Below are 19611 nucleotides of genomic sequence, written 5' to 3' on the forward strand. Positions count from 1 at the left end.
GAGATGGGGAAAAAGTACGTCATTGGCATTGACTATGGCACCGAATCGGGACGAGCGGTTCTTGTTGATCTAGAAGGAAACGAAATTGCGGACCATGTCACTCCGTATCCTCATGGAGTCATTGATGAAGTGCTGCCGGAATCGAACGTACAACTCGAGCCAGACTGGGCGCTGCAACACCCGGCTGATTATATTGAAGTATTGGCGACCGCTGTCCCGACGGTATTGCAAAAGTCAGGGGTCAACCCAGCCGATGTGATCGGGGTCGGCATTGATTTTACTTCATGCACGATGCTGCCGGTCGATGCTTCTGGCGAGCCGCTTTGTCTAAAGCCAGAATTCAGGAACCGTCCGCACAGTTGGGTGAAATTGTGGAAGCACCATGCCGCTCAAGATGAGGCGAACTTGCTCAATGAAATTGCGGCCAAACGAGGCGAAGCATTTTTGCCGAGATACGGCGGAAAAATTTCATCCGAATGGATGATTGCGAAAATTTGGCAGATTCTAAACGAAGATCCGGAGATTTACGAACAAACTGATCTTTTCCTCGAGGCGACTGATTGGGTCATTTTCAAAATGACCGGCAATATCGTCCGGAATAGCTGTGCGGCGGGCTATAAGTCCATTTGGCATAAACAGGACGGCTATCCAAGCAAGGAGTTTTTTCGGTCGCTTGATCCGCGGCTGGAACACTTAACAGAAACGAAACTGCGCGGCCCGATCGTTCCGCTTGGTACGAGAGCAGGTGTGCTGACCAATGAAATGGCCGCTATGATGGGCCTCCTTCCGGGAACAGCCGTTGCCGTCGGAAATGTCGATGCCCATGCGGCCGTACCAGGCGTCGGGGTTGTCGAGCCCGGCAAGCTGGTGATGGCGATGGGAACATCGATTTGCCACATGTTGCTTGGCACGGAAGAAAAATATGTCGAAGGCATGTGCGGCGTTGTGGAAGACGGCATCATTCCAGGATATTTCGGCTATGAAGCCGGCCAGTCGGCGGTGGGGGACATTTTTGCTTGGTATGTTGAACAAGGCGTCCCGGCTTATGTGAAAGAAGCGGCGGAAAAAGAAGGGGTTAGTGTCCATGAGTGGCTGGAAAAGCGCGCTGCTGCCTACCGACCGGGAGAAACTGGTTTGCTTGCGTTGGACTGGTGGAACGGCAACCGCTCCGTGTTGGTCGATACCGATTTAACAGGGCTCATCATTGGCTATACGTTGCTAACGAAACCAGAAGAGATTTACCGTGCGCTGCTTGAAGCAACGGCCTTTGGCACGCGCAAAATTATTGATGCGTTTGTTGAAAACGGTGTCAACGTTGACGAGTTGTACGCATGCGGCGGATTGCCGCAAAAAAATAAGCTGCTCATGCAAATTTATGCCGATGTGACCAACCGCGAGATCAAAATCGCGGCGTCGAAGCAAACCCCGGCAGTGGGGGCTGCCATGTTCGCGGCGGTCGCGGCCGGCAAAGAGAACGGCGGTTATGAATCAATCGTTGAGGCGGCGCGAAACATGGGAAAAGTGCGTGAAGAGACGTTCAAACCGATTCCGGAGAATGTCGCGATGTACGAGCAGTTGTACCAAGAATATACGAAGTTGCATGACTACTTCGGCCGTGGGGAAAACGATGTCATGAAACGGCTTAAACATTGGAAAGAAACCGCACGAGCGGCGAAAGAATCTATGACTTTATCGTGAACGGGGAGGAGCAATGATGCTGTCATTACGTCCTTATGAATTTTGGTTTGTAACGGGAAGCCAGCACTTGTACGGAGAAGAAGCATTAAAGCAAGTTGAAGAGCATTCAATGATGATTGTCAATGAGCTGAATCAAGATTCAGTGTTCCCGTTCCCACTTGTTTTCAAATCAGTTGTCACAACGCCAGAGGAAATTCGGCGCGTTTGCCTTGAGGCGAATGCGAGCGAACAATGCGCTGGGGTCATCACTTGGATGCATACATTCTCGCCAGCGAAGATGTGGATTGGCGGCCTTTTGGAGCTGCGAAAACCGTTATTGCATCTTCACACTCAATTTAACCGTGATATTCCGTGGGACAGCATCGATATGGACTTTATGAACTTAAACCAATCGGCTCACGGTGACCGGGAATACGGATTTATCGGCGCGAGAATGGGCGTGGCCCGGAAAGTGGTGGTCGGGCACTGGGAAGACCCAGAAGTCCGCGAGCGGCTGGCGAAATGGATGCGGACGGCTGTCGCGTTTGCGGAAAGCCGCAACCTAAAAGTGGCTCGTTTTGGCGACAACATGCGTGAAGTGGCTGTGACGGAAGGGGACAAAGTCGGAGCGCAAATTCAATTCGGCTGGTCGGTCAACGGCTATGGCATCGGGGATTTGGTGCAATACATCCGCGATGTTTCTGAACAAAAAGTGAACGAGTTGCTCGATGAATACGAGGAGCTGTACGACATTGTACCCGCCGGCCGCCAAGAAGGGCCCGTTCGCGAATCAATTCGTGAACAGGCGCGGATTGAACTCGGGCTGAAAGCCTTTTTGCAGGATGGGAACTTTACCGCTTTCACGACGACGTTCGAGGACTTGCATGGGATGAAGCAGCTCCCGGGACTTGCCGTTCAGCGACTCATGGCGGAAGGATACGGCTTTGGAGGCGAGGGAGACTGGAAAACGGCTGCGCTTGTCCGGCTAATGAAAGTGATGGCTGATGGAAAAGGGACGTCATTTATGGAAGATTACACGTACCACCTTGAGCCGGGTAATGAAATGATTCTTGGCGCCCACATGTTGGAAGTATGCCCGACTATTGCAGCGACCCGGCCGCGAATCGAAGTCCATCCGCTTTCCATCGGTGGAAAAGAAGATCCGGCCCGTCTTGTGTTTGACGGCGGCGAGGGTGCGGCGGTCAACGCGTCATTGATCGACTTAGGGCACCGTTTCCGACTCATCGTCAATGAAGTCGATGCGGTGAAACCGGAACACGACATGCCGAAATTACCAGTCGCCCGCATTTTATGGAAGCCTCGCCCGTCGCTCCGCGACTCCGCTGAAGCATGGATTTTAGCTGGCGGCGCCCACCATACGTGCTTCTCATTTGCGGTTACAACAGAACAGCTGCAAGACTTTGCGGAAATGGCAGGGATTGAATGTGTCGTGATCAATGAACATACGTCCGTCTCCTCATTCAAGAACGAACTAAGATGGAATGAAGTATTCTGGCGGGGACGGTAAGGTGAAGCCAGCGTGCAAATCCATACGGCACAACACCAAGGACATGGGCTGGAAGGAGGGCTCATGTCCTTCGTTTTTATCATACATAAAAGTTGGCCATTAACAGAAGAGAGGTAATTTCGAATGTGTAAGCAAAGTCATCAACGTAACGGAAGTTATATGGACAACTTTCGGTATCAATTTTAAGGTGGATAAAAATTATTTCTTGATTTTTTTAAATTTTGTATTGAAAAAAATATATACAATGGTACAATGAAGTTAAAAGTTATACGTACAATATAAAACGGTATTAGGATAAAACATACTATTTGTAAGGTCAAATTGTTTTCAGATCCTTATAAAAAGGATTTGAAATAAACAAAGGGGGAGAGGTGGTTAGTTTTAAAAGCGTTTTCAACGATAGTAGCAACATGGCGTAAACAGTAGTTGACCCGCGCTTGAAATCAGGGGGGAGGTAAACCGATGAAAAAGTGGTCTTTATTGCTACTAGTCTTATTTATGGCTGTATCAACGTTTTTAGCTGGTTGTTCAGGTGACTCAAGCAATTCTGGTCAATCGAGCAAAGGCGCAAATGGTGCCACTAAACTGACATTATGGACATTTGGAGAGCAACATGCAAAGTTTTTCGAGTTTATGGCTGATGAGTGGAATAAAACACACCCTGACAAAAAGATTCAGCTAGAAACTACCACTTATCCGTATGATGACATGCATAACAAACTGCTTTTATCTTTGCAATCCGGAGTAGGAGCGCCGGACATTGTAGATATTGAGATTTCTCGTTTCTCCAACTATTTAAAAGGAAAACCGCAGTTAGTAGAGTTAAATGACATTATAGACCCCGTAAAAGACAAAGCTATTCAATCAAGATTCGATATCTACTCTAAAGATGGAAAGTACTATGGAATTGATTTTCACGTCGGTGCGACCGTCATTTACTATAATAAAGAATTATTGGATAAAGCAGGGGTAAACCCCGACGAAATCGTTACATGGGATGATTTTAGAGAGGCAGGTAAGAAGGTAGTTAGCGCTACAGGAAAGCCGATGATGACAATTGAAACAGACGGTCCATGGACTTACTGGCCCCTAGTTGTACAACAAGGATCTGATTTTTACGATAAGGACGGAAAGGTAATTTTAGATAACGATATCAACATAAAAACATTAACATTTTTGAAACAACTGTTAGATGAAAAAATTGCTATAGCTGCTCCGGGTGGGAACCATCATGCAGAAGAATATTATGGGTTTATGAATAAAGGCGGGGCTGCATCTGTTGTGATGCCGATGTGGTACATGGTGCGGTTTACCGACTACATGCCAGATTTAAAAGGGAAAATAATCATTAAACCGATGCCAAAATGGACGGCAGATGGAAAGCGGTCAGCAGGCATGGGCGGCACTGGAACCGCTATCACTAACCAATGTAAGAATGTAGAGCTGGCGAAGGAGTTTTTAGCGTTTGCTAAATTATCTAAGGAAGCTAACATCCAAATTTGGAAACAACTTGGATTTGATCCGATTCGTTGGGATGTTTGGAGTGATCCTGCGCTGAAAGAGCCGAATAAATATACAGAATACTTTGGTGATTATATTTTCGATGTTCTTATGAGTGTGAAAGACGAAATCAATTCGCCGACAGTGACTGAAAACACTCCAAAAATGAATGAGTTAGTGGTCCAAACGGTTTTGTACAAGGTTTTAAAAGAAAAGAGCATGTCCCCAGAGCAAGCTCTGAAAAAAGTGGCAGATGAAATGAGAAAACAATAAACAGGAGTAGCTTGAATGATAGAGGGGAGATTTGATTGATGCCGTGGCACGACGTCTCCCCTCACCACTCTATGTTTTTTGGCTCGGGGATGATACAACGATTAAATCAGGAGGGGTATCGCGGTGGAAAATAAACCAGGCTGCTCAATGCAAACAGTACCCCGGAAACGAACAGGAAACGGGATTATTTTTTCTCAAAAGGCTGCTCCGTATATTTTTGTATCACCGTTTATCCTGTCCTTTTTACTATTTTTCCTTTATCCTTCCATTTCGACGATCATAATGAGTTTTCAAGAAGTATTACCTGGAGAAACAAAATTTATTGGGGTAGAAAATTACAAAAAATTACTCAATCCGCATTTTTATGCAGCCTTGCGTAATACAACAATTTACACTATTTGGACACTAATTATTCTGATCCCGCTTCCTTTAGTGCTAGCGGTCATCTTGAATTCTAAGGCTATACCGGGACGTAATTTTTTTCGCTCTGCCTATTTTATACCGGCTTTAACTTCTACCATCGTAGTTGGTGTAGTGTTCCGCTTAATCTTCGGGGAGTTGGAATCAGCTCCTGCGAATACGCTCTTGAAATGGCTAGGGCTGCCAGCCCAGCAGTGGACAATGCATTGGGGAACGGGAATGTTTTTAATGGTATTTTTAGCGTCTTGGAAGTGGCTAGGGGTGAATATTTTGTATTTTCTCTCGGGGTTGCAAAATATCCCGAAGGAACTTTATGAGTCGGCAGAAATGGACGGAGCTGGGGCATTTAGGAAGTTTTTTTATATTACACTTCCACTTTTAAAGCCAGTGGTAATTTATGTGTTAACGATTAGTATTTTTGGCGGTTTTAGAATGTACGAGGAGAGTTTTGTGTTTTGGCAAAATCAGTCTCCTGGTGATATTGGACTTACTTTAGTAGGTTATATTTACCAAGAAGGCTTTATGAACAATGATATGGGATTCGGTTCTGCTGTCGGGATTGTGCTGCTAATCATCGTATTTGTTATTAATATTATTCAGTTGAAGGTTACCGGAGCCTTCAGGAAGGAGGGATAGAGAATGACAGAGACAGCAAAAATTCACCCAGTTGCAAAGGCGGTAGTCGTATTAATGTTGTCGCTTTTTGCTGTTGTCGCACTCTTCCCGTTTTTTGCGTTATTACTGGCATCCTTTAAGCCGTCTACGGAGCTGCTTAGATATGGGTTAAATTTAAAATTACAGGCACATTTGTTGTCATTCAAGAACTACATTTACCTCTTCCAAGAAGGGGCAAAATATCTGACTTGGTATAAAAATAGTTTGATTATTACTGCTGTCGGAACTGTGTTATCTTTACTATTTTCCTCTATGGTTGGGTATGCGTTGGCAGTATACAATTTCAAGGGCAGAAATGTAATTTTTATTCTTGTTTTGACTGTCATGATGATTCCGACTGAAATTTTGATGTTACCTTTATACAAGTTGATGGTGTCCTTCAAAATGATTAACACATACTGGGGAGTTATTGTTCCTACCATGGTAGCCCCTATCGCTATTTTCTTTTTTAGACAATACGCGTTAGGTTTGCCAAAGGAATTGCTTGATGCAGCTAGAATAGATGGGTGTTCGGAATTTAGAATTTTTTTCAGCATTATGGTTCCGTTGATGAAGCCCGCGTTTGGAGCGATGGCTATTTTACAGGCAATGGGTTACTGGAATAGCTTTCTATGGCCAACAATTATTCTGCGAACGGAGGATATGTTCACCTTGCCAATCGGTTTATCTGGGTTGTTAACTCCTTATGGCAATAACTATGATATTTTAATTGCGGGATCTCTGTTAACGATTCTTCCGATTATTGTATTATTCATGTTCTTCCAACGTTACTTTATTTCTGGTTTAACGGTTGGAGGAGTGAAAGGGTAATCGACTATAGAAGGGGGTTGAGTGATATGAGTATGAAAAAAGCAACCATGATCATCGAAAAAGACTTCAAAATCGCCGAAATCGACAAACGCATCTATGGCTCGTTTATCGAACATCTCGGCCGCGCGGTATACGGAGGGATTTATGAGCCCGGCCATCCGCAAGCCGACGAAAATGGGTTCCGGCAAGATGTCATCGAGCTGGTCAAAGAACTGCAAGTGCCCATTATCCGTTATCCGGGCGGGAATTTTGTGTCCGGTTACAACTGGGAGGACGGAGTCGGGCCAAAAGAAAAGCGGCCACGGCGGCTTGACTTGGCGTGGAGATCGGTGGAAACGAATGAAATTGGCTTGAATGAATTTATGGACTGGGCCAAGATGGTCGGGGCTGAAGTGAATATGGCCGTCAACTTAGGGACGCGCGGCATTGATGCGGCACGCAACTTGGTTGAATACTGCAACCACCCATCGGGCTCGTATTACAGCGATTTGCGCATTGCCCACGGCTACAAAGAGCCTCATAAAATTAAAACGTGGTGCTTGGGCAATGAGATGGACGGTCCGTGGCAAATCGGCCATAAGACGGCGGTTGAGTACGGACGAATCGCTTGTGAAGCGGCCAAAGTGATGAAATGGGTAGATCCGACCATTGAACTTGTTGCGTGCGGAAGTTCAGGCAGAAATATGTCGACATTTGCGGAATGGGAAGCGACTGTTCTTGACCATACGTATGACCATGTCGACTATATTTCTCTCCATCAATACTATGGAAACCGGGACAATGATACGGCCAATTATTTGGCGTTGTCGCTGGAAATGGATGATTTTATCCGTTCGGTTGTCGCCATCGCCGATTATGTGAAGGCGAAAAAACGAAGCAAGAAGACGATTCATCTTTCGTTTGACGAATGGAACGTATGGTACCATTCGAATGAGGCGGATAAGCAAATTGAACCGTGGACGGTGGCGCCGCCTCTGTTGGAGGATATTTATAACTTTGAAGATGCGCTTCTTGTCGGCTGCATGCTTATTACGCTCATGAAACATGCCGATCGGGTGAAAATTGCCTGCTTGGCTCAATTAGTGAATGTCATTGCACCGATCATGACGGAAAAGAACGGTCCGGCATGGAAGCAAACGATTTACTATCCGTTTATGCATGCCTCGGTTTACGGCAGAGGAGTAGCGTTGCACCCAGTCATTTCAAGTCCGAAATACGACAGCAAAGACTTTACGGACGTGCCGTACTTAGAGGCGATCGCGGTGTACAATGAAGAAAAAGAAGAAGTAACGATTTTCGCCGTCAACCGTGATATGGACGATTCGTTACTGCTTGAGTGCGATGTCCGCAATTTTGAGGATTATCGCGTTATTGAACATATCGTATTGGAACATGAAAACGTGAAACAAACGAATTCCGCGCAATCTTCCCCGGTGGTTCCGCACCGCAACGGCGATGCTCAGCTGTCCGCTGGAAAAGTGTCGGCGACGCTGCCGAAGTTATCGTGGAACGTTATTCGTTTAGGAAAACGATAAGGAAATGAAGGCTGGTCTGATGGCCAGCCTCTCCCTTTGCAAACGGAAAGGAGAGACGAAACGTGGGGCGTAAAGTCCGTTTTGGTATTATGAGTACAGCGGCCATTGCCAAATACGTGATGATTCCCGCCATTCGCCGGACGGATCACGCCGAAGTCGTGGCGATCGTCAGTGAAAGCAGGAAAGCCAGCGAAGCAGCGCGGGAGCTCGGCATTCCGAAGGCATATGACCACTACGGACAGCTACTTGATGACCCGGACATCGACGCGGTGTACATTCCACTGCCGAACAGCTTGCACGCCGAATGGACGATTAAAGCGGCGAAGAAGAAAAAGCACGTGCTTTGTGAAAAACCTGCCGCTTTATGCGCAGAAGATGTCCGGCGCATGATTGAGGAATGCGAGAAAAATGGCGTTTTATTCATGGAAGCGTTCATGTACCGGTTCCACCCACAGCACGAACGGGTCAAACAGCTTTTGGCCGCTGGCGAGATCGGCGAAGTTAAGTACATGCGCACCCATTTCTCCTTTTACTTGCAAGACCGGGAGACGAATATCCGCATGAACGATCAGCTTGGCGGGGGAAGTCTGTTCGATGTCGGTTGCTATTGTGTGCATTCGACGAGACACATTCTTGATACCGAGCCCGTTGAGCTGTTCGTCCAATCTTGTTTTGATCCACACTATTCGGTTGATTTAACGACGAACGGATGGATGAGGATGGAAAACGGTGTTCTTGCGCAGTTCACGTGCAGTTTTGATATGCTTTTTCAGAACGAATACGAAGTAGTGGGTACGAAGGGAAAAATCGTTGTCTCGCGGGCGTATCGACCGGATGTGGATGGTGGCGAGGGGCGAATTACGGTCGCAACGGCTGATGGGAACGTACGCGAGGAAACGGTGGCAGGCGACCAATACGCGCTACAAATCGAGCACTTTTCCCGCGCCATTCTCGAAGGGACGCCGCTGTTGTATTCGCCGGAGCGCATGATCAAACAATCGCGGGCGCTCGACGCTTGCCGCACATCGATGAAAACGGGAGCGATCGTGCGGTTATGAAGGAAGGGGAATCGAGATGAACATTACATACGAAAAGTGGTCCGAACTGAATGGAAACGATATTCTCTTGTTCACCTTGACAAACGATCGCGGCATACAATTGTCCGCGACGAACTTTGGGTGCATCGTGACCAAACTGCTGGTTCCTGACCGGATGGGCAACATTGAAAATGTGGTGCTTGGGTTTGACCGATTTGAGCCGTATGTCGAGAACGCCCCTTATTTCGGCGCCGTGATTGGCCGGGTGGCGGGGCGCATTCAAGGGGCGAGTTTTGAGCTTGAAGGGGCCACGTACGAGTTGGCGAAAAACGAAAACAACAACCATCTGCACGGCGGCCCGGGCGGATTCCACCGCGTGCTTTGGCAGGCGGAACCGGTTTGGGGCGATGATGCGGTCGGGGTCGTCTTTTCGTACACAAGCCCGGACGGGGAAGAAGGGTATCCGGGAACGGTTGATGTGCAAGTGGCGTATTGGCTCAACAATGACAACGAATGGACCGTCACCTACCGGGCTCGTTCGGACAAAACGACGCTTGTCAACTTGACGAACCATACGTATTTTAACCTAAGCGGCAACGGCAAGCGCGATATTTTAGACCATACGCTGGCCATCCAAAGCTCTCGCGTACTCGAATTGAATGACGAGCTGATTCCGACCGGGCGCGTCTTGGATGTTGTTGGCACGCCGTTTGACTTACGGAACGGAACGATGATACGGGAGGCGGTCGAATCCGGGCATCCGCAGATCGAACTCGTCGGCGGGGGCTATGACCATCCGTTTTGGCTCGACCTCCATCATGACATGGAAATTGTGCTTTCCGACCCAGAGAGTGGACGAACGTTGACGGTGGAGACGGATGAAGCTGGCGTCGTCGTGTACACGTCGAACCAGTTGCCGGAAGGGCTGGATTTGGGTGGTGTGCCGTCGCGGAAGTATTTAGGCATCTGCCTGGAAACACAAGGGCTGCCCGATGCGGTTCATCATCCGCAATTTCCATCGATCGTATTGTCAGCTGGTAAGGAGCGAGTATCCACAACGATCTATCGATTTGGCGTGCGATCGTCGTAAGCGGATGGGAGGCGGATGGTTCGTGATCGAGGACATTGAAGGGGTGTTGATCGATCTTGACGGGACGATATGGAGAGGAAATGAACTAATTCCCCGTGCGGATGAGGCGGTTGCCTACCTCCGTTCGCTTAGAAAACGAATCGTGTTCGTCAGCAACCGTGGTAATTGGTCAAGACGTATGTGTGATGAGCGGCTTCGGCAGCTAGGAATTGCGGTCACCGAGGAGGAAATCGTTTTATCTTCAACGGTAACGGCCCAATTTTTGCGCGCGCATTATCCGCTATGCCAAGTTTGGACGTTAGGCGACGAAGGGCTGCACGAAGAGCTGCAGCATTACCAGGTGCCATTGGCGCCAGCTCCCGAAGACGCGGATTTTCTCATCATCACGCTGCATGAAACGATGACGTACCGCGATTTGGATTTGGCATTTCGTGCGGTCCATCATGGGGCGCGAATCATTGCGACCAACATCGATAAAACGTTTCCGAGTGAACATGGGAATGCCATTGATGTCGCCGGGATGGTAGGAGCGATTGAAGCGGCGGCGAGCCGAAAAGTGGAACTTGTGTTAGGGAAGCCTTCTTGTTTTATGGTCGAAGCGGCTTTGCGCCAGCTGAAGGTGCCCCCTAACCGCTGTCTCGTCATTGGTGACAGCGTGGAATCCGATATTCGCATGGGGAGAATGTACGGCATGAAAACCGCTCTTGTGCTGACAGGAAATACGAAGCGCAACGAATTGAAGGCATTGAGGGAAAAAGAACGGCCGGATTATGTGATGGATTCCATTTATGACATCGTGGGGCTTGGAAAGGAGATCGTGCAGTGAACCCAATAATAGAAGAGATCGTGCCATTGGTGAAGCAATGCGATTGTGGCCATCTTCATTATGACATTCCAATTGAACAGATGACGGTGGGATGCGACGCGTTTGAGCAGCTCGTTGCTTATTTGCGCCATAAGCGGTATGAGAAGGTGGCCGTGGTGGCCGATGAGCGGACGTTTGCGGCAGCAGGGGAGTCATTGTGTGATGAACTGGAAAACAAATCAATCCGCTATACAATATGCCTCGTGCAACCGGACGAAAATGGGGATGTCATCGCCGATGAACGTTCGATTGTGCAAGTGCTGTTGGAAACGCCGAACGATGTTGATGTTTTCGTTGCCGTAGGGGCGGGGACGATTCACGACATTACTCGTTTTAGCAGTCATAAAATGAAGGTTCCGTTTATTTCGGTTCCTACTGCTCCATCGGTGGACGGATTTACGTCAATGGGAGCTCCGCTCATCATTCGTGGGGTGAAAAAAACCATTCAAGCACAGGCGCCGGTCGCTGTATTTGCCCATACGGATGTGTTGTCCCAAGCTCCAAAAGAGATGATCGCCGCTGGATTTGGCGATATGGTGGCGAAGTATACGTCATTGGTCGACTGGCAGTTTGCCCACTGGATGGCCGATGAGCCCTATTGTCCATTTGTTCACCAGCTTACCGAACAATCTCTCAAAGCATGTGTCGACCATATTGATGACATTGCCGATGGCGGTGAACAAGGGATTCGTGTATTAATGAATGCGTTGCTGCAGTCGGGCATTGCGATGTTGCTCATGGGGCAATCGTACTCGGCATCGGGAGCGGAACACCATCTGTCCCACTACTGGGAAATGGAATTTTTGCGTCGGAACAAACGGCAAGTGCTGCACGGGGCGAAAGTTGGCGCAGCGACTCCGATTATCATTGAACACTATCAACGCGTCTTTTGGACGTTATGGAACGAACTAGAAGAACGACCGAAATCAATAGACGAAGCTGCATGGGAACGACTCAAAGCCAATGCGGCTTCTATTCAGAAACTGCTTGAATCATTGCCCTCTCCAGGGCGTGTTCGAACCATTTTAGAGAAAGTAGGAGGGGCCGCTCTCCCGGAACAACTCGGCATCGATCTTCCGTTGGTTGAACGGAGTCTGCGGGAGGCTCATCGATTGCGTCCGAACCGCTTTACGATTCTCTACTTTTTAAATGAATGGGTTTTAGGAACATGATAGGGGGAATCAAAGTGGAAAAAGCTACAATAAGGGCAAATGTCAAGGATCGGTTTTGGAAACGATATATCGATGTCGTCCGGAACGAAGTCGTTCCTTACCAGTGGGAAGCGCTTAATGACCGCATCCCAGGCGCTGAACCAAGCCATGCAATCGAAAATTTCCGCATCGCCGCTGGCGAATCAGATGGAGAATTTTACGGGATGGTCTTTCAAGACAGTGATGTGGCGAAATGGCTCGAAGCGGTGGCGTATTTACTCGAGGAAAAGCGCGACTCGGAATTGGAAGCACTCGCGGATGACGTGATTGAGCTGCTTGGCCGCGCTCAGCAGCCGGACGGCTATCTCAACACGTATTATACGGTCAAGGAGCCTGGAAAACGATGGACAAACTTACGGGACAATCATGAACTGTATTGCGCCGGCCATTTGATCGAAGCGGCAGTTGCTTATTTCCAGGCTACAGGCAAACGGCGCTTTTTAGACATTATGTGCAAATATGCCGACTATATCGGTACGGTATTCGGCCGCGGGGAAGGCCAAATTCCTGGATACGACGGACATCAGGAAATTGAGTTGGCGCTGTTGAAATTGTATGAGGCGACTGGAAACGAGAACTATTTAAAACTGAGCCAATATTTTATTGATCAGCGCGGGCAGCAACCTCATTACTTTGATCAGGAAAAAGAAGCAAGAGGGGAAACGAAGCCATTTTGGTATGACGGCGGGTATCGTTACCATCAGGCGCACATTCCGGTCAGGGAACAAAAACAAGCTGTTGGGCATGCGGTGCGGGCGCTCTATATGTATACCGCCATGGCTGGACTGGCGGCGAAAACGGGAGACGAATCGTTGAAACAAGCATGCCAAACGTTATGGGAAAACGTGACGAAACGGCAAATGTATATCACGGGCGGCGTCGGCTCGAGCGCTTTTGGCGAATCGTTTACGTTTGATTTTGATTTGCCGAATGATACGGTCTATGCCGAGACGTGCGCGTCAATTGCGTTAGTGTTTTGGGCCCGCCGCATGCTGGAACTGGAGATGGACGGGAAGTACGCGGATGTGATGGAACGGGCGCTATACAACGGAACGATCAGCGGCATGGATTTGGACGGCAAGAAGTTCTTTTACGTCAATCCGCTTGAAGTGTGGCCGAAGGCATGTGAACGCCATGACAAACGCCATGTGAAACCGGTGCGGCAAAAATGGTTCAGCTGTGCGTGCTGCCCGCCGAACTTAGCTCGGCTCATCGCCTCGATCGGCCATTATATTTATTCACAAACATCGGATGCGTTGTTCGTCCACCTTTATGTCGGCAGCAACATTCAAACGGAAATAGGCGGTCGGTCAGTCGAGATCGTGCAGGAGACGAATTATCCTTGGGATGGAACGGTTCGATTGACGATTTCGCCGGAATCAGCCCAGGAATTTACACTTGGATTGCGCATTCCTGGATGGTGCCGGGGAGCGGAGGTAACGATCAATGGGGAAAACGTAGACATTGCGCCGCTGACCAAAAAAGGGTACGCTTATATCCGTCGAGTGTGGCGGCAAGGGGATGAAATGGTCCTTCACTTCTCGATGCCGGTCGAGCGGATTAAGGCGCATCCCCAAGTGCGCGCCAATGCCGGCAAAGTTGCGTTGCAGCGCGGGCCGATTGTGTATTGTTTGGAAGAAGTCGATAACGGACCGAATTTGGCAAATTTGTTCCTTCCGCGCGATGCCCAGTTGGAAGCGCACTTTGAGCCGGACTTGCTAGAAGGGGTTGTAGTGATCACCGGAACCGCCGAACGAATGGATGAATCAGCATGGAATGATGAATTGTATCGCCCGATTGAACCCCGAACCTATCAAGTTCCGTTCCGTGCGATTCCTTATTATGCCTGGTGCAACCGTGGGGAAGGGGAGATGACGGTGTGGGTGAATGAGAAATAGACCTATCGATGTTGCTGGTCACCACATAGAATGCTGTGGAAATCAAGACGAATATGAAGTTGAATGAGCTGGTCGGATGGTTGATGAACCGGACACGACCAGCTTTTTGTTTCGACAATCTTTGTTTGTGTTCTATACAAATTATGTAGAAGCCACTATACTAGTAATTAAAGAGATTTGTCTTTCACATACTCTTTTCCGTTAGGAAGGGACATCGCCATGCTTAGCTACTTAAAAAAATGGAACACGTTGCGAAATCAGATATTGGTCGTATTCCTATTTGTCATGGTGATTGTGCTGTCTCTCGTCAGCATGATCACGCTCAAGCAAGTGTCCCTGTTGATTCGGAACAACGCTGAAAACCAAATCAAGCAGACAGCTATTGAAGCGAGCGGTCGGATTGATTCATTGTTTGAACAGTTGAATACAGCGACAAAGTTTGTGATGACCAATCAAGAAGTCCAGCGATTATTCGAACGAATCCATGCGGGAGAGAATGTGACGTTTCCAGAATTGCAAAGGTTAAAAAGTGTGGTTAATAATATCCAAGCCAACTCTGAGGGCATTTACTCTGTCGAACTCTATACAGAAGATTTAAAGCAAGTGTTTCCCCTAGACAGTTCTATGAAGATGTTTCAACGTCTCAACGTGAAATGGATTTATGAAGCGGATCGCGCGAAAGGCAGACTTGTATGGATCGGAGAAGATCCGCGAAACCCGCAATTTTATTTAGCGATACGGCGCATTACGTTGATGGAGCGTCATTTTGCCAACGGGGGATACTTGCTTGTGCGAATTTACAAGCCGTATTTCGCGATTACTGAGGTGAACACGGGGCAATACGTATTGGTTTCCGATCCGGAAGGAAAGGTTATTTTTTCAAATAATTCCAGCTTAACTGATGTATCTTCATTAAATCAACGGTCAGCAACGGTAATAAATCAAACCGAATACATGGTAACAAAGCAGTCTTCCAACAAAGGGTTCACCGTTTTCATATTAACGCCTGTCAGTGCCCTGACCAAGGGAGTGAACAGCATTCGGTTTGGGATCATTTTCGCTGGCATTATCGGGATGCTTGTTTACTTTTTATGTTCGCTGCTTCTCTCGACCATCATTACACGGCCGATTGTTCAATTAACGAAAACGATGCGGCTGGCGAATGAGCGGTTATTAACAGTTGATCCGAAAATGGTTACGGTCAATGAGATCAGGGAGCTGAATAGCACCTATAACCAATTGGTGAGAGAAACGAATCATTTGATCAAAATGGTGTATCAAAAAGAGATTGTTCGCAGCCAAAGTGAATTGAAAGCGCTTCAAGCGCAAATCAACCCTCATTTCTTGTACAACACGTTGGAGTCGCTGCGATGGTCATTAGAAGAAAAGGGAGAAGAAGAGTTGGCAGATGTCGTTGTGTCCATGTCAGAGCTGTTTCGCTACACCATCAGCCGAAATGTGAACGATGATTGGGTCACATTGAAAGAGGAATTTCGCCATATCGAAAATTATATGGACATTATCAAATTTCGGTTTGGCGATCGCATCAAGTGGCATTTGTCGCTGCCTGAGGAATGGGAAAATGTCAAAATCCCAAAACTGTTGATTCAACCGTTAGTCGAAAACGCGGTCGTGCATGGTTCGGAAAACCGGACAGCCCCTTGTACCATTACCGTGGCTGTCAAACCGGTTTCGGATCGTCATCTTGAGATCATGGTGGAAGATGATGGAGTTGGAATGGATGAAGAAAGGCTCGAGGCGGTGAAACAGGCTATGCATACAGGAGAAGCGAAAGGAAAAGGAATGGCATTGTATAATGTGAAAAAACGTCTCCAACTTTATTATAAGAAAGAAACGAGCGATGGCATAACAATTGAGAGCCGTAAAAACAAAGGTACAAAGGTCACGCTTCGAATTCCTGTTAACGGAGGTGAAAGATAATGTATGAGAAGACCATTTTGGTTGTGGATGATGAGCCGAGGGCGAGGGAAGGGATGAAGCGGTTGTTGGAAAAATGGGCCTCCGGCAAACACCGAATCATAACGGCTGCCAACGGCCAAGAAGCGCTTGACATTTTGCGGCAAGAGCGGGTGCACGTGTTATTGACAGATATTCGGATGCCGGAAATTACCGGGCTTGATGTGTTAGAGGAAATGAGAGAAAAAGACGATTCTCCGGCAGTGATCCTCATTTCTGCTTACCCTGATTTCGATTATGCGCAAAAAGCCATCAGCCTTGGTGTATTAAACTATTTGTTGAAGCCGGTGAAAAAAAGCGAATTATTCGAAGCGGTAGAAAAAGCGATCCACGTTTCCGAGCAAAAGGAAAGGGAACGAGTGATGAAACAATTGATTGACGATAAACTCATCGATGCCCTTGACCGTCACCCCCAAACTCGTGAACCGATTCGCGAGGCCATCCAGTTTATTGATCGGCATCTAAAAGATGATATATCACTAAAAGAAGTGGCGGAGCACGTCCATTTGAATCCAAGCTATTTTAGCACGCTGTTTAAAGAACAAATGAAACTCACATTCAGCGAATATCTCACAAGAAGAAGAATGCAGCGAGCTAAAGAACTGTTGATGACGACTGATATGGCTGTATCAGAGATTGCGGAAGAGTGCGGTTACAAAACAGCGAAATATTTTATTCATTTGTTTAAGGAAATGGAGGGAAAGACTCCGAGCAGCTATCGAAAAAGTCAAAAAGAAAAGTAATCTAAAAATACTGGTACTTTTCCTAATGGTTGTTGCCTTTTTCCCCCTTCATGATGATGGTAGACTGTATTTGCAAGCAAAGAATAGAGAAGGGGGTAAAGTTTATGAAAAAGAAAGCGTTCACATGGTTGGTTTTGCTAATGTTGATGGCGGGGATTGTGCTGTCTGGTTGTTCTTCTTCGTCGAGCGATTCTGCGAGCGAGGGGAAATCCGGAGACGGGAAAATTCATTTGAAGTTTATGCACGACTGGCCAAAAGGCAGTTCAACCGCTTACTACAATCTTGTAGAGGAGATTATTAAAGACTATGAAGCGAAGCATCCGAATGTTCAGATTGATGTAGAGGTATTAAATCCGGATCAATATCGGGATAAATTAAAAGTGTTGGCCGCTTCGAATGAATTGCCTGACGTAGGGTTGACGTGGTCGAACGGTTTTGCCGAACCATACGCCACTGGAGGACAATTTGCGCCGCTAAATGATATTATCGAAAAAGAATTTAAAGACCAGTTTGTACCTGGAACGGTAGAAGCGTATACCTTTAACGGCAAATCGTATGCGCTTCCAATGGAGATGAACATCACGTATATTTTCTACAACAAAGAGATTTTCAAAAAATATGGTCTTCAGGAACCGAAAACCTTTGAAGATTTGAAAAACATTGGGAAAACGTTGATCAAGCATGGGGTGATTCCAGCCACAGTCGGTTCAAAAGACGGATGGCCGGCATCGATGTGGTTTATGTACCTCGCTGACCGGATTGGCGGCCCGACGATTTTGACCGATGTCATTCAAGGAAAAGTGAAAATGTCTGACCCAGCTATTGTCAAAGCGGCAAAAGAAGTTCAAAATCTTGTGGATATGGGGTTCTTTGTCAAAGGGAACACTGCCTTCTCGAATGATGATGCTAAAGGTTATTTCCTAAACGAAAAGGCAGCCATGTTCTTAACGGCCACATGGGAGTTGCCGAACTTTACAACCAGCCCGGATGTGCCGCAAGAGTTTAAAGAGAAGGTTGGTTACTTTAAATTCCCACTGTATGAAGGCGGCAAAGGAACGGACATCAACAGTTATGTTGGCGGTCCTGGGTTAGGCGCGTTTGTCGCGGAAAATTCAAAGCATAAAGAACAAGCGAAAGACTTCGCGGCGTACCTTGTCAAAGAATGGGGCAAACGGTCAGTGGAAGGTGCAGGCATTTTACCAGCTACAAAGGTGAATACAGAAGGGTTGAACGTACCGAAGATGTACCTGGATGTCTTGCATGACATCAATAACGCGACAAACATTACGACTTGGTTTGACACCCAAGCAAGCCCGAATGTTTCTGAGCTGCACCATGACTTAATGACGGCCCTGTTTGGCAAACAAATCACGCCAGAAGAATTTGCGAAACAACATGATGACGCGTTGGCGGAGGAAGCCAACAAATAAGAATTTTGGGGGCATCTGGAACAACACATGCCCCCTTATTTGTAAAGAAGGAGTTATCAGCGATGAAAAACGTTATGTCCAATAAAACAGCCATCATTCTTTATGTCCTGCCGTCGCTTCTCCTTGTCTTGTTTTTAATTTATATCCCGATTGCGCTGACGGGATATTATGGATTGATGGATTGGAGCGGGGTAGGCCAGATGAAGTTCATCGGCTTGGAGAATTATAAAAAGCTTATTCATGACAAGCTGTTTTGGGAGAGCACCTGGCACTCCGTCTTGTTGGCGTTGTTTTCCGTTCTCAGTTTGATCGGCTATTTAATCGTTTCTTTAATATTAGCGAGCAAAATTAAGGGAGGGAATTTGTTTAGAAAAATTTACATTATTCCCATGCTTATGTCGTCTGTCGCCATCGCTCAACTTTGGATTAAGATTTTTGATCCGATGAATGGGCTGATTAACAGTTTATTGTCTATGTTTGGGATAAAAGAGACTCCACTTTGGTTGGCGGATCCGGATATGGCGCTATATTCGGTTTTCATCCCGATCGTTTGGCAGTATGCGGGGTTTTACATCATTATTATGTATGCGGCTTTGATCAATGTACCCCAAGAATTGATTGAAGCTGCAAGAATCGATGGTGCCAATGCCTTTCAAATTGCCTACAAAATTAAGGTGCCCCTTATTTCTGGGGTGTTAAAAGTATTGGTGATTCTAGCCGTTGTCGGGTCTTTGAAATATTTTGATTTGATTTACGTCATGACCGGAGGCGGCCCGGGGCATGCCACGGAAGTGATTGCTTCTTATATGTATAAAGAAGCGTTTGGGAAATTCAACTTCGGGTATGGAAGTGCGATTGGTTTTGGGTTGCTCATCCTTAGCATGGGAGCGACCTGGATGATTCAAAAAATGTTGAGAGTCAATCAAGAATAAAAGGAGAATT

General features: G+C 47.2%; 15 protein-coding genes. All 15 read left to right on the forward strand.

All coding sequences use genetic code 11. The annotated features are described in order from the left end of the window. The first annotated feature begins 3 nt into the window (after nucleotides 1-3). The 15 genes from ABS784_RS13635 to ABS784_RS13705 all read left to right on the forward strand — a co-directional run bounded on the left by ABS784_RS13635 (nucleotide 4) and on the right by ABS784_RS13705 (nucleotide 19601). Entirely contained in the window at nucleotides 4-1698 is a 1695-nt protein-coding gene (locus ABS784_RS13635) for a ribulokinase (RefSeq protein WP_013145166.1), read from the forward strand. A 16-nt stretch (nucleotides 1699-1714) separates the two neighbouring features. Then, entirely contained in the window at nucleotides 1715-3205 is a 1491-nt protein-coding gene (araA, locus tag ABS784_RS13640; RefSeq protein WP_352512845.1) for an L-arabinose isomerase, read from the forward strand. A gap of 462 nt (nucleotides 3206-3667) precedes the next feature. Beyond that, the gene (locus ABS784_RS13645; RefSeq protein WP_020279027.1) at nucleotides 3668-4978 is read left to right on the forward strand and encodes an ABC transporter substrate-binding protein; all 1311 of its coding nucleotides are present in this window, start codon (nucleotides 3668-3670) and stop codon (nucleotides 4976-4978) included. Nucleotides 4979-5125: 147 nt separating this feature from the next. Then, nucleotides 5126-6034 (forward strand): carbohydrate ABC transporter permease, encoded by a 909-nt coding sequence (locus tag ABS784_RS13650; protein WP_031212609.1) that lies wholly within the window; start codon nucleotides 5126-5128, stop codon nucleotides 6032-6034. A gap of 3 nt (nucleotides 6035-6037) precedes the next feature. After that, on the forward strand, nucleotides 6038-6883 hold the full coding sequence (locus ABS784_RS13655; RefSeq protein ID WP_020279025.1) for a carbohydrate ABC transporter permease: 846 nt from the start codon (nucleotides 6038-6040) through the stop codon (nucleotides 6881-6883). 26 nt (nucleotides 6884-6909) lie between these two features. After that, nucleotides 6910-8418 (forward strand): arabinosylfuranosidase ArfA, encoded by a 1509-nt coding sequence (gene arfA / locus ABS784_RS13660; RefSeq protein ID WP_352512847.1) that lies wholly within the window; start codon nucleotides 6910-6912, stop codon nucleotides 8416-8418. A gap of 62 nt (nucleotides 8419-8480) precedes the next feature. Beyond that, entirely contained in the window at nucleotides 8481-9476 is a 996-nt protein-coding gene (locus ABS784_RS13665) for a Gfo/Idh/MocA family protein (protein WP_352512849.1), read from the forward strand. 16 nt (nucleotides 9477-9492) lie between these two features. After that, complete coding sequence (locus ABS784_RS13670) at nucleotides 9493-10545, forward strand: aldose epimerase family protein (protein ID WP_352512851.1); 1053 nt, start codon at nucleotides 9493-9495, stop codon at nucleotides 10543-10545. Between the two features lie 4 nt (nucleotides 10546-10549). Further along, the gene (locus tag ABS784_RS13675; RefSeq protein WP_352512853.1) at nucleotides 10550-11371 is read left to right on the forward strand and encodes an HAD-IIA family hydrolase; all 822 of its coding nucleotides are present in this window, start codon (nucleotides 10550-10552) and stop codon (nucleotides 11369-11371) included. Continuing rightward, complete coding sequence (locus ABS784_RS13680; RefSeq protein WP_352512855.1) at nucleotides 11368-12582, forward strand: sn-glycerol-1-phosphate dehydrogenase; 1215 nt, start codon at nucleotides 11368-11370, stop codon at nucleotides 12580-12582. The genes ABS784_RS13675 and ABS784_RS13680 overlap by 4 nt, the downstream gene beginning before the upstream one ends. Beyond that, nucleotides 12579-14519 (forward strand): glycoside hydrolase family 127 protein, encoded by a 1941-nt coding sequence (locus tag ABS784_RS13685; RefSeq protein ID WP_352512857.1) that lies wholly within the window; start codon nucleotides 12579-12581, stop codon nucleotides 14517-14519. Before ABS784_RS13680 ends, ABS784_RS13685 begins: the two co-directional genes overlap by 4 nt. 219 nt (nucleotides 14520-14738) lie before the next feature. Continuing rightward, nucleotides 14739-16460 (forward strand): sensor histidine kinase, encoded by a 1722-nt coding sequence (locus ABS784_RS13690; protein WP_021321570.1) that lies wholly within the window; start codon nucleotides 14739-14741, stop codon nucleotides 16458-16460. Next, nucleotides 16460-17239, forward strand: coding sequence for a response regulator transcription factor (locus tag ABS784_RS13695; RefSeq protein WP_020279017.1), 780 nt, complete (start codon nucleotides 16460-16462; stop codon nucleotides 17237-17239). The genes ABS784_RS13690 and ABS784_RS13695 overlap by 1 nt, the downstream gene beginning before the upstream one ends. A 104-nt stretch (nucleotides 17240-17343) precedes the next feature. Beyond that, nucleotides 17344-18669, forward strand: coding sequence for an extracellular solute-binding protein (locus tag ABS784_RS13700; protein WP_013145179.1), 1326 nt, complete (start codon nucleotides 17344-17346; stop codon nucleotides 18667-18669). A gap of 62 nt (nucleotides 18670-18731) precedes the next feature. Beyond that, nucleotides 18732-19601 carry a carbohydrate ABC transporter permease gene (locus ABS784_RS13705; RefSeq protein ID WP_013145180.1) on the forward strand — a complete coding sequence of 290 codons (870 nt, stop codon included), beginning with the start codon at nucleotides 18732-18734 and terminating at the stop codon, nucleotides 19599-19601. Nucleotides 19602-19611 lie beyond the last annotated feature (10 nt).

This window comes from Geobacillus sp. G4, assembly GCF_040327975.1.
Lineage (GTDB): Bacteria > Bacillota > Bacilli > Bacillales > Anoxybacillaceae > Geobacillus > Geobacillus thermoleovorans.

Bases quoted from the DNA above. Each gene is read 5' to 3' on its own strand.
- ABS784_RS13670 (WP_352512851.1), top strand. From the start codon at position 9,493: ATGAACATTACATACGAAAAGTGGTCCGAACTGAATGGAAACGATATT.
- ABS784_RS13695 (WP_020279017.1), top strand. From the start codon at position 16,460: ATGTATGAGAAGACCATTTTGGTTGTGGATGATGAGCCGAGGGCGAGG.
- araA (WP_352512845.1), top strand. From the start codon at position 1,715: ATGCTGTCATTACGTCCTTATGAATTTTGGTTTGTAACGGGAAGCCAG.
- ABS784_RS13690 (WP_021321570.1), top strand. From the start codon at position 14,739: ATGCTTAGCTACTTAAAAAAATGGAACACGTTGCGAAATCAGATATTG.
- ABS784_RS13685 (WP_352512857.1), top strand. From the start codon at position 12,579: ATGATAGGGGGAATCAAAGTGGAAAAAGCTACAATAAGGGCAAATGTC.
- ABS784_RS13700 (WP_013145179.1), top strand. From the start codon at position 17,344: ATGAAAAAGAAAGCGTTCACATGGTTGGTTTTGCTAATGTTGATGGCG.
- ABS784_RS13655 (WP_020279025.1), top strand. From the start codon at position 6,038: ATGACAGAGACAGCAAAAATTCACCCAGTTGCAAAGGCGGTAGTCGTA.
- ABS784_RS13650 (WP_031212609.1), top strand. From the start codon at position 5,126: ATGCAAACAGTACCCCGGAAACGAACAGGAAACGGGATTATTTTTTCT.
- ABS784_RS13635 (WP_013145166.1), top strand. From the start codon at position 4: ATGGGGAAAAAGTACGTCATTGGCATTGACTATGGCACCGAATCGGGA.
- ABS784_RS13645 (WP_020279027.1), top strand. From the start codon at position 3,668: ATGAAAAAGTGGTCTTTATTGCTACTAGTCTTATTTATGGCTGTATCA.
- ABS784_RS13705 (WP_013145180.1), top strand. From the start codon at position 18,732: ATGAAAAACGTTATGTCCAATAAAACAGCCATCATTCTTTATGTCCTG.
- arfA (WP_352512847.1), top strand. From the start codon at position 6,910: ATGAGTATGAAAAAAGCAACCATGATCATCGAAAAAGACTTCAAAATC.
- ABS784_RS13675 (WP_352512853.1), top strand. From the start codon at position 10,550: ATGGGAGGCGGATGGTTCGTGATCGAGGACATTGAAGGGGTGTTGATC.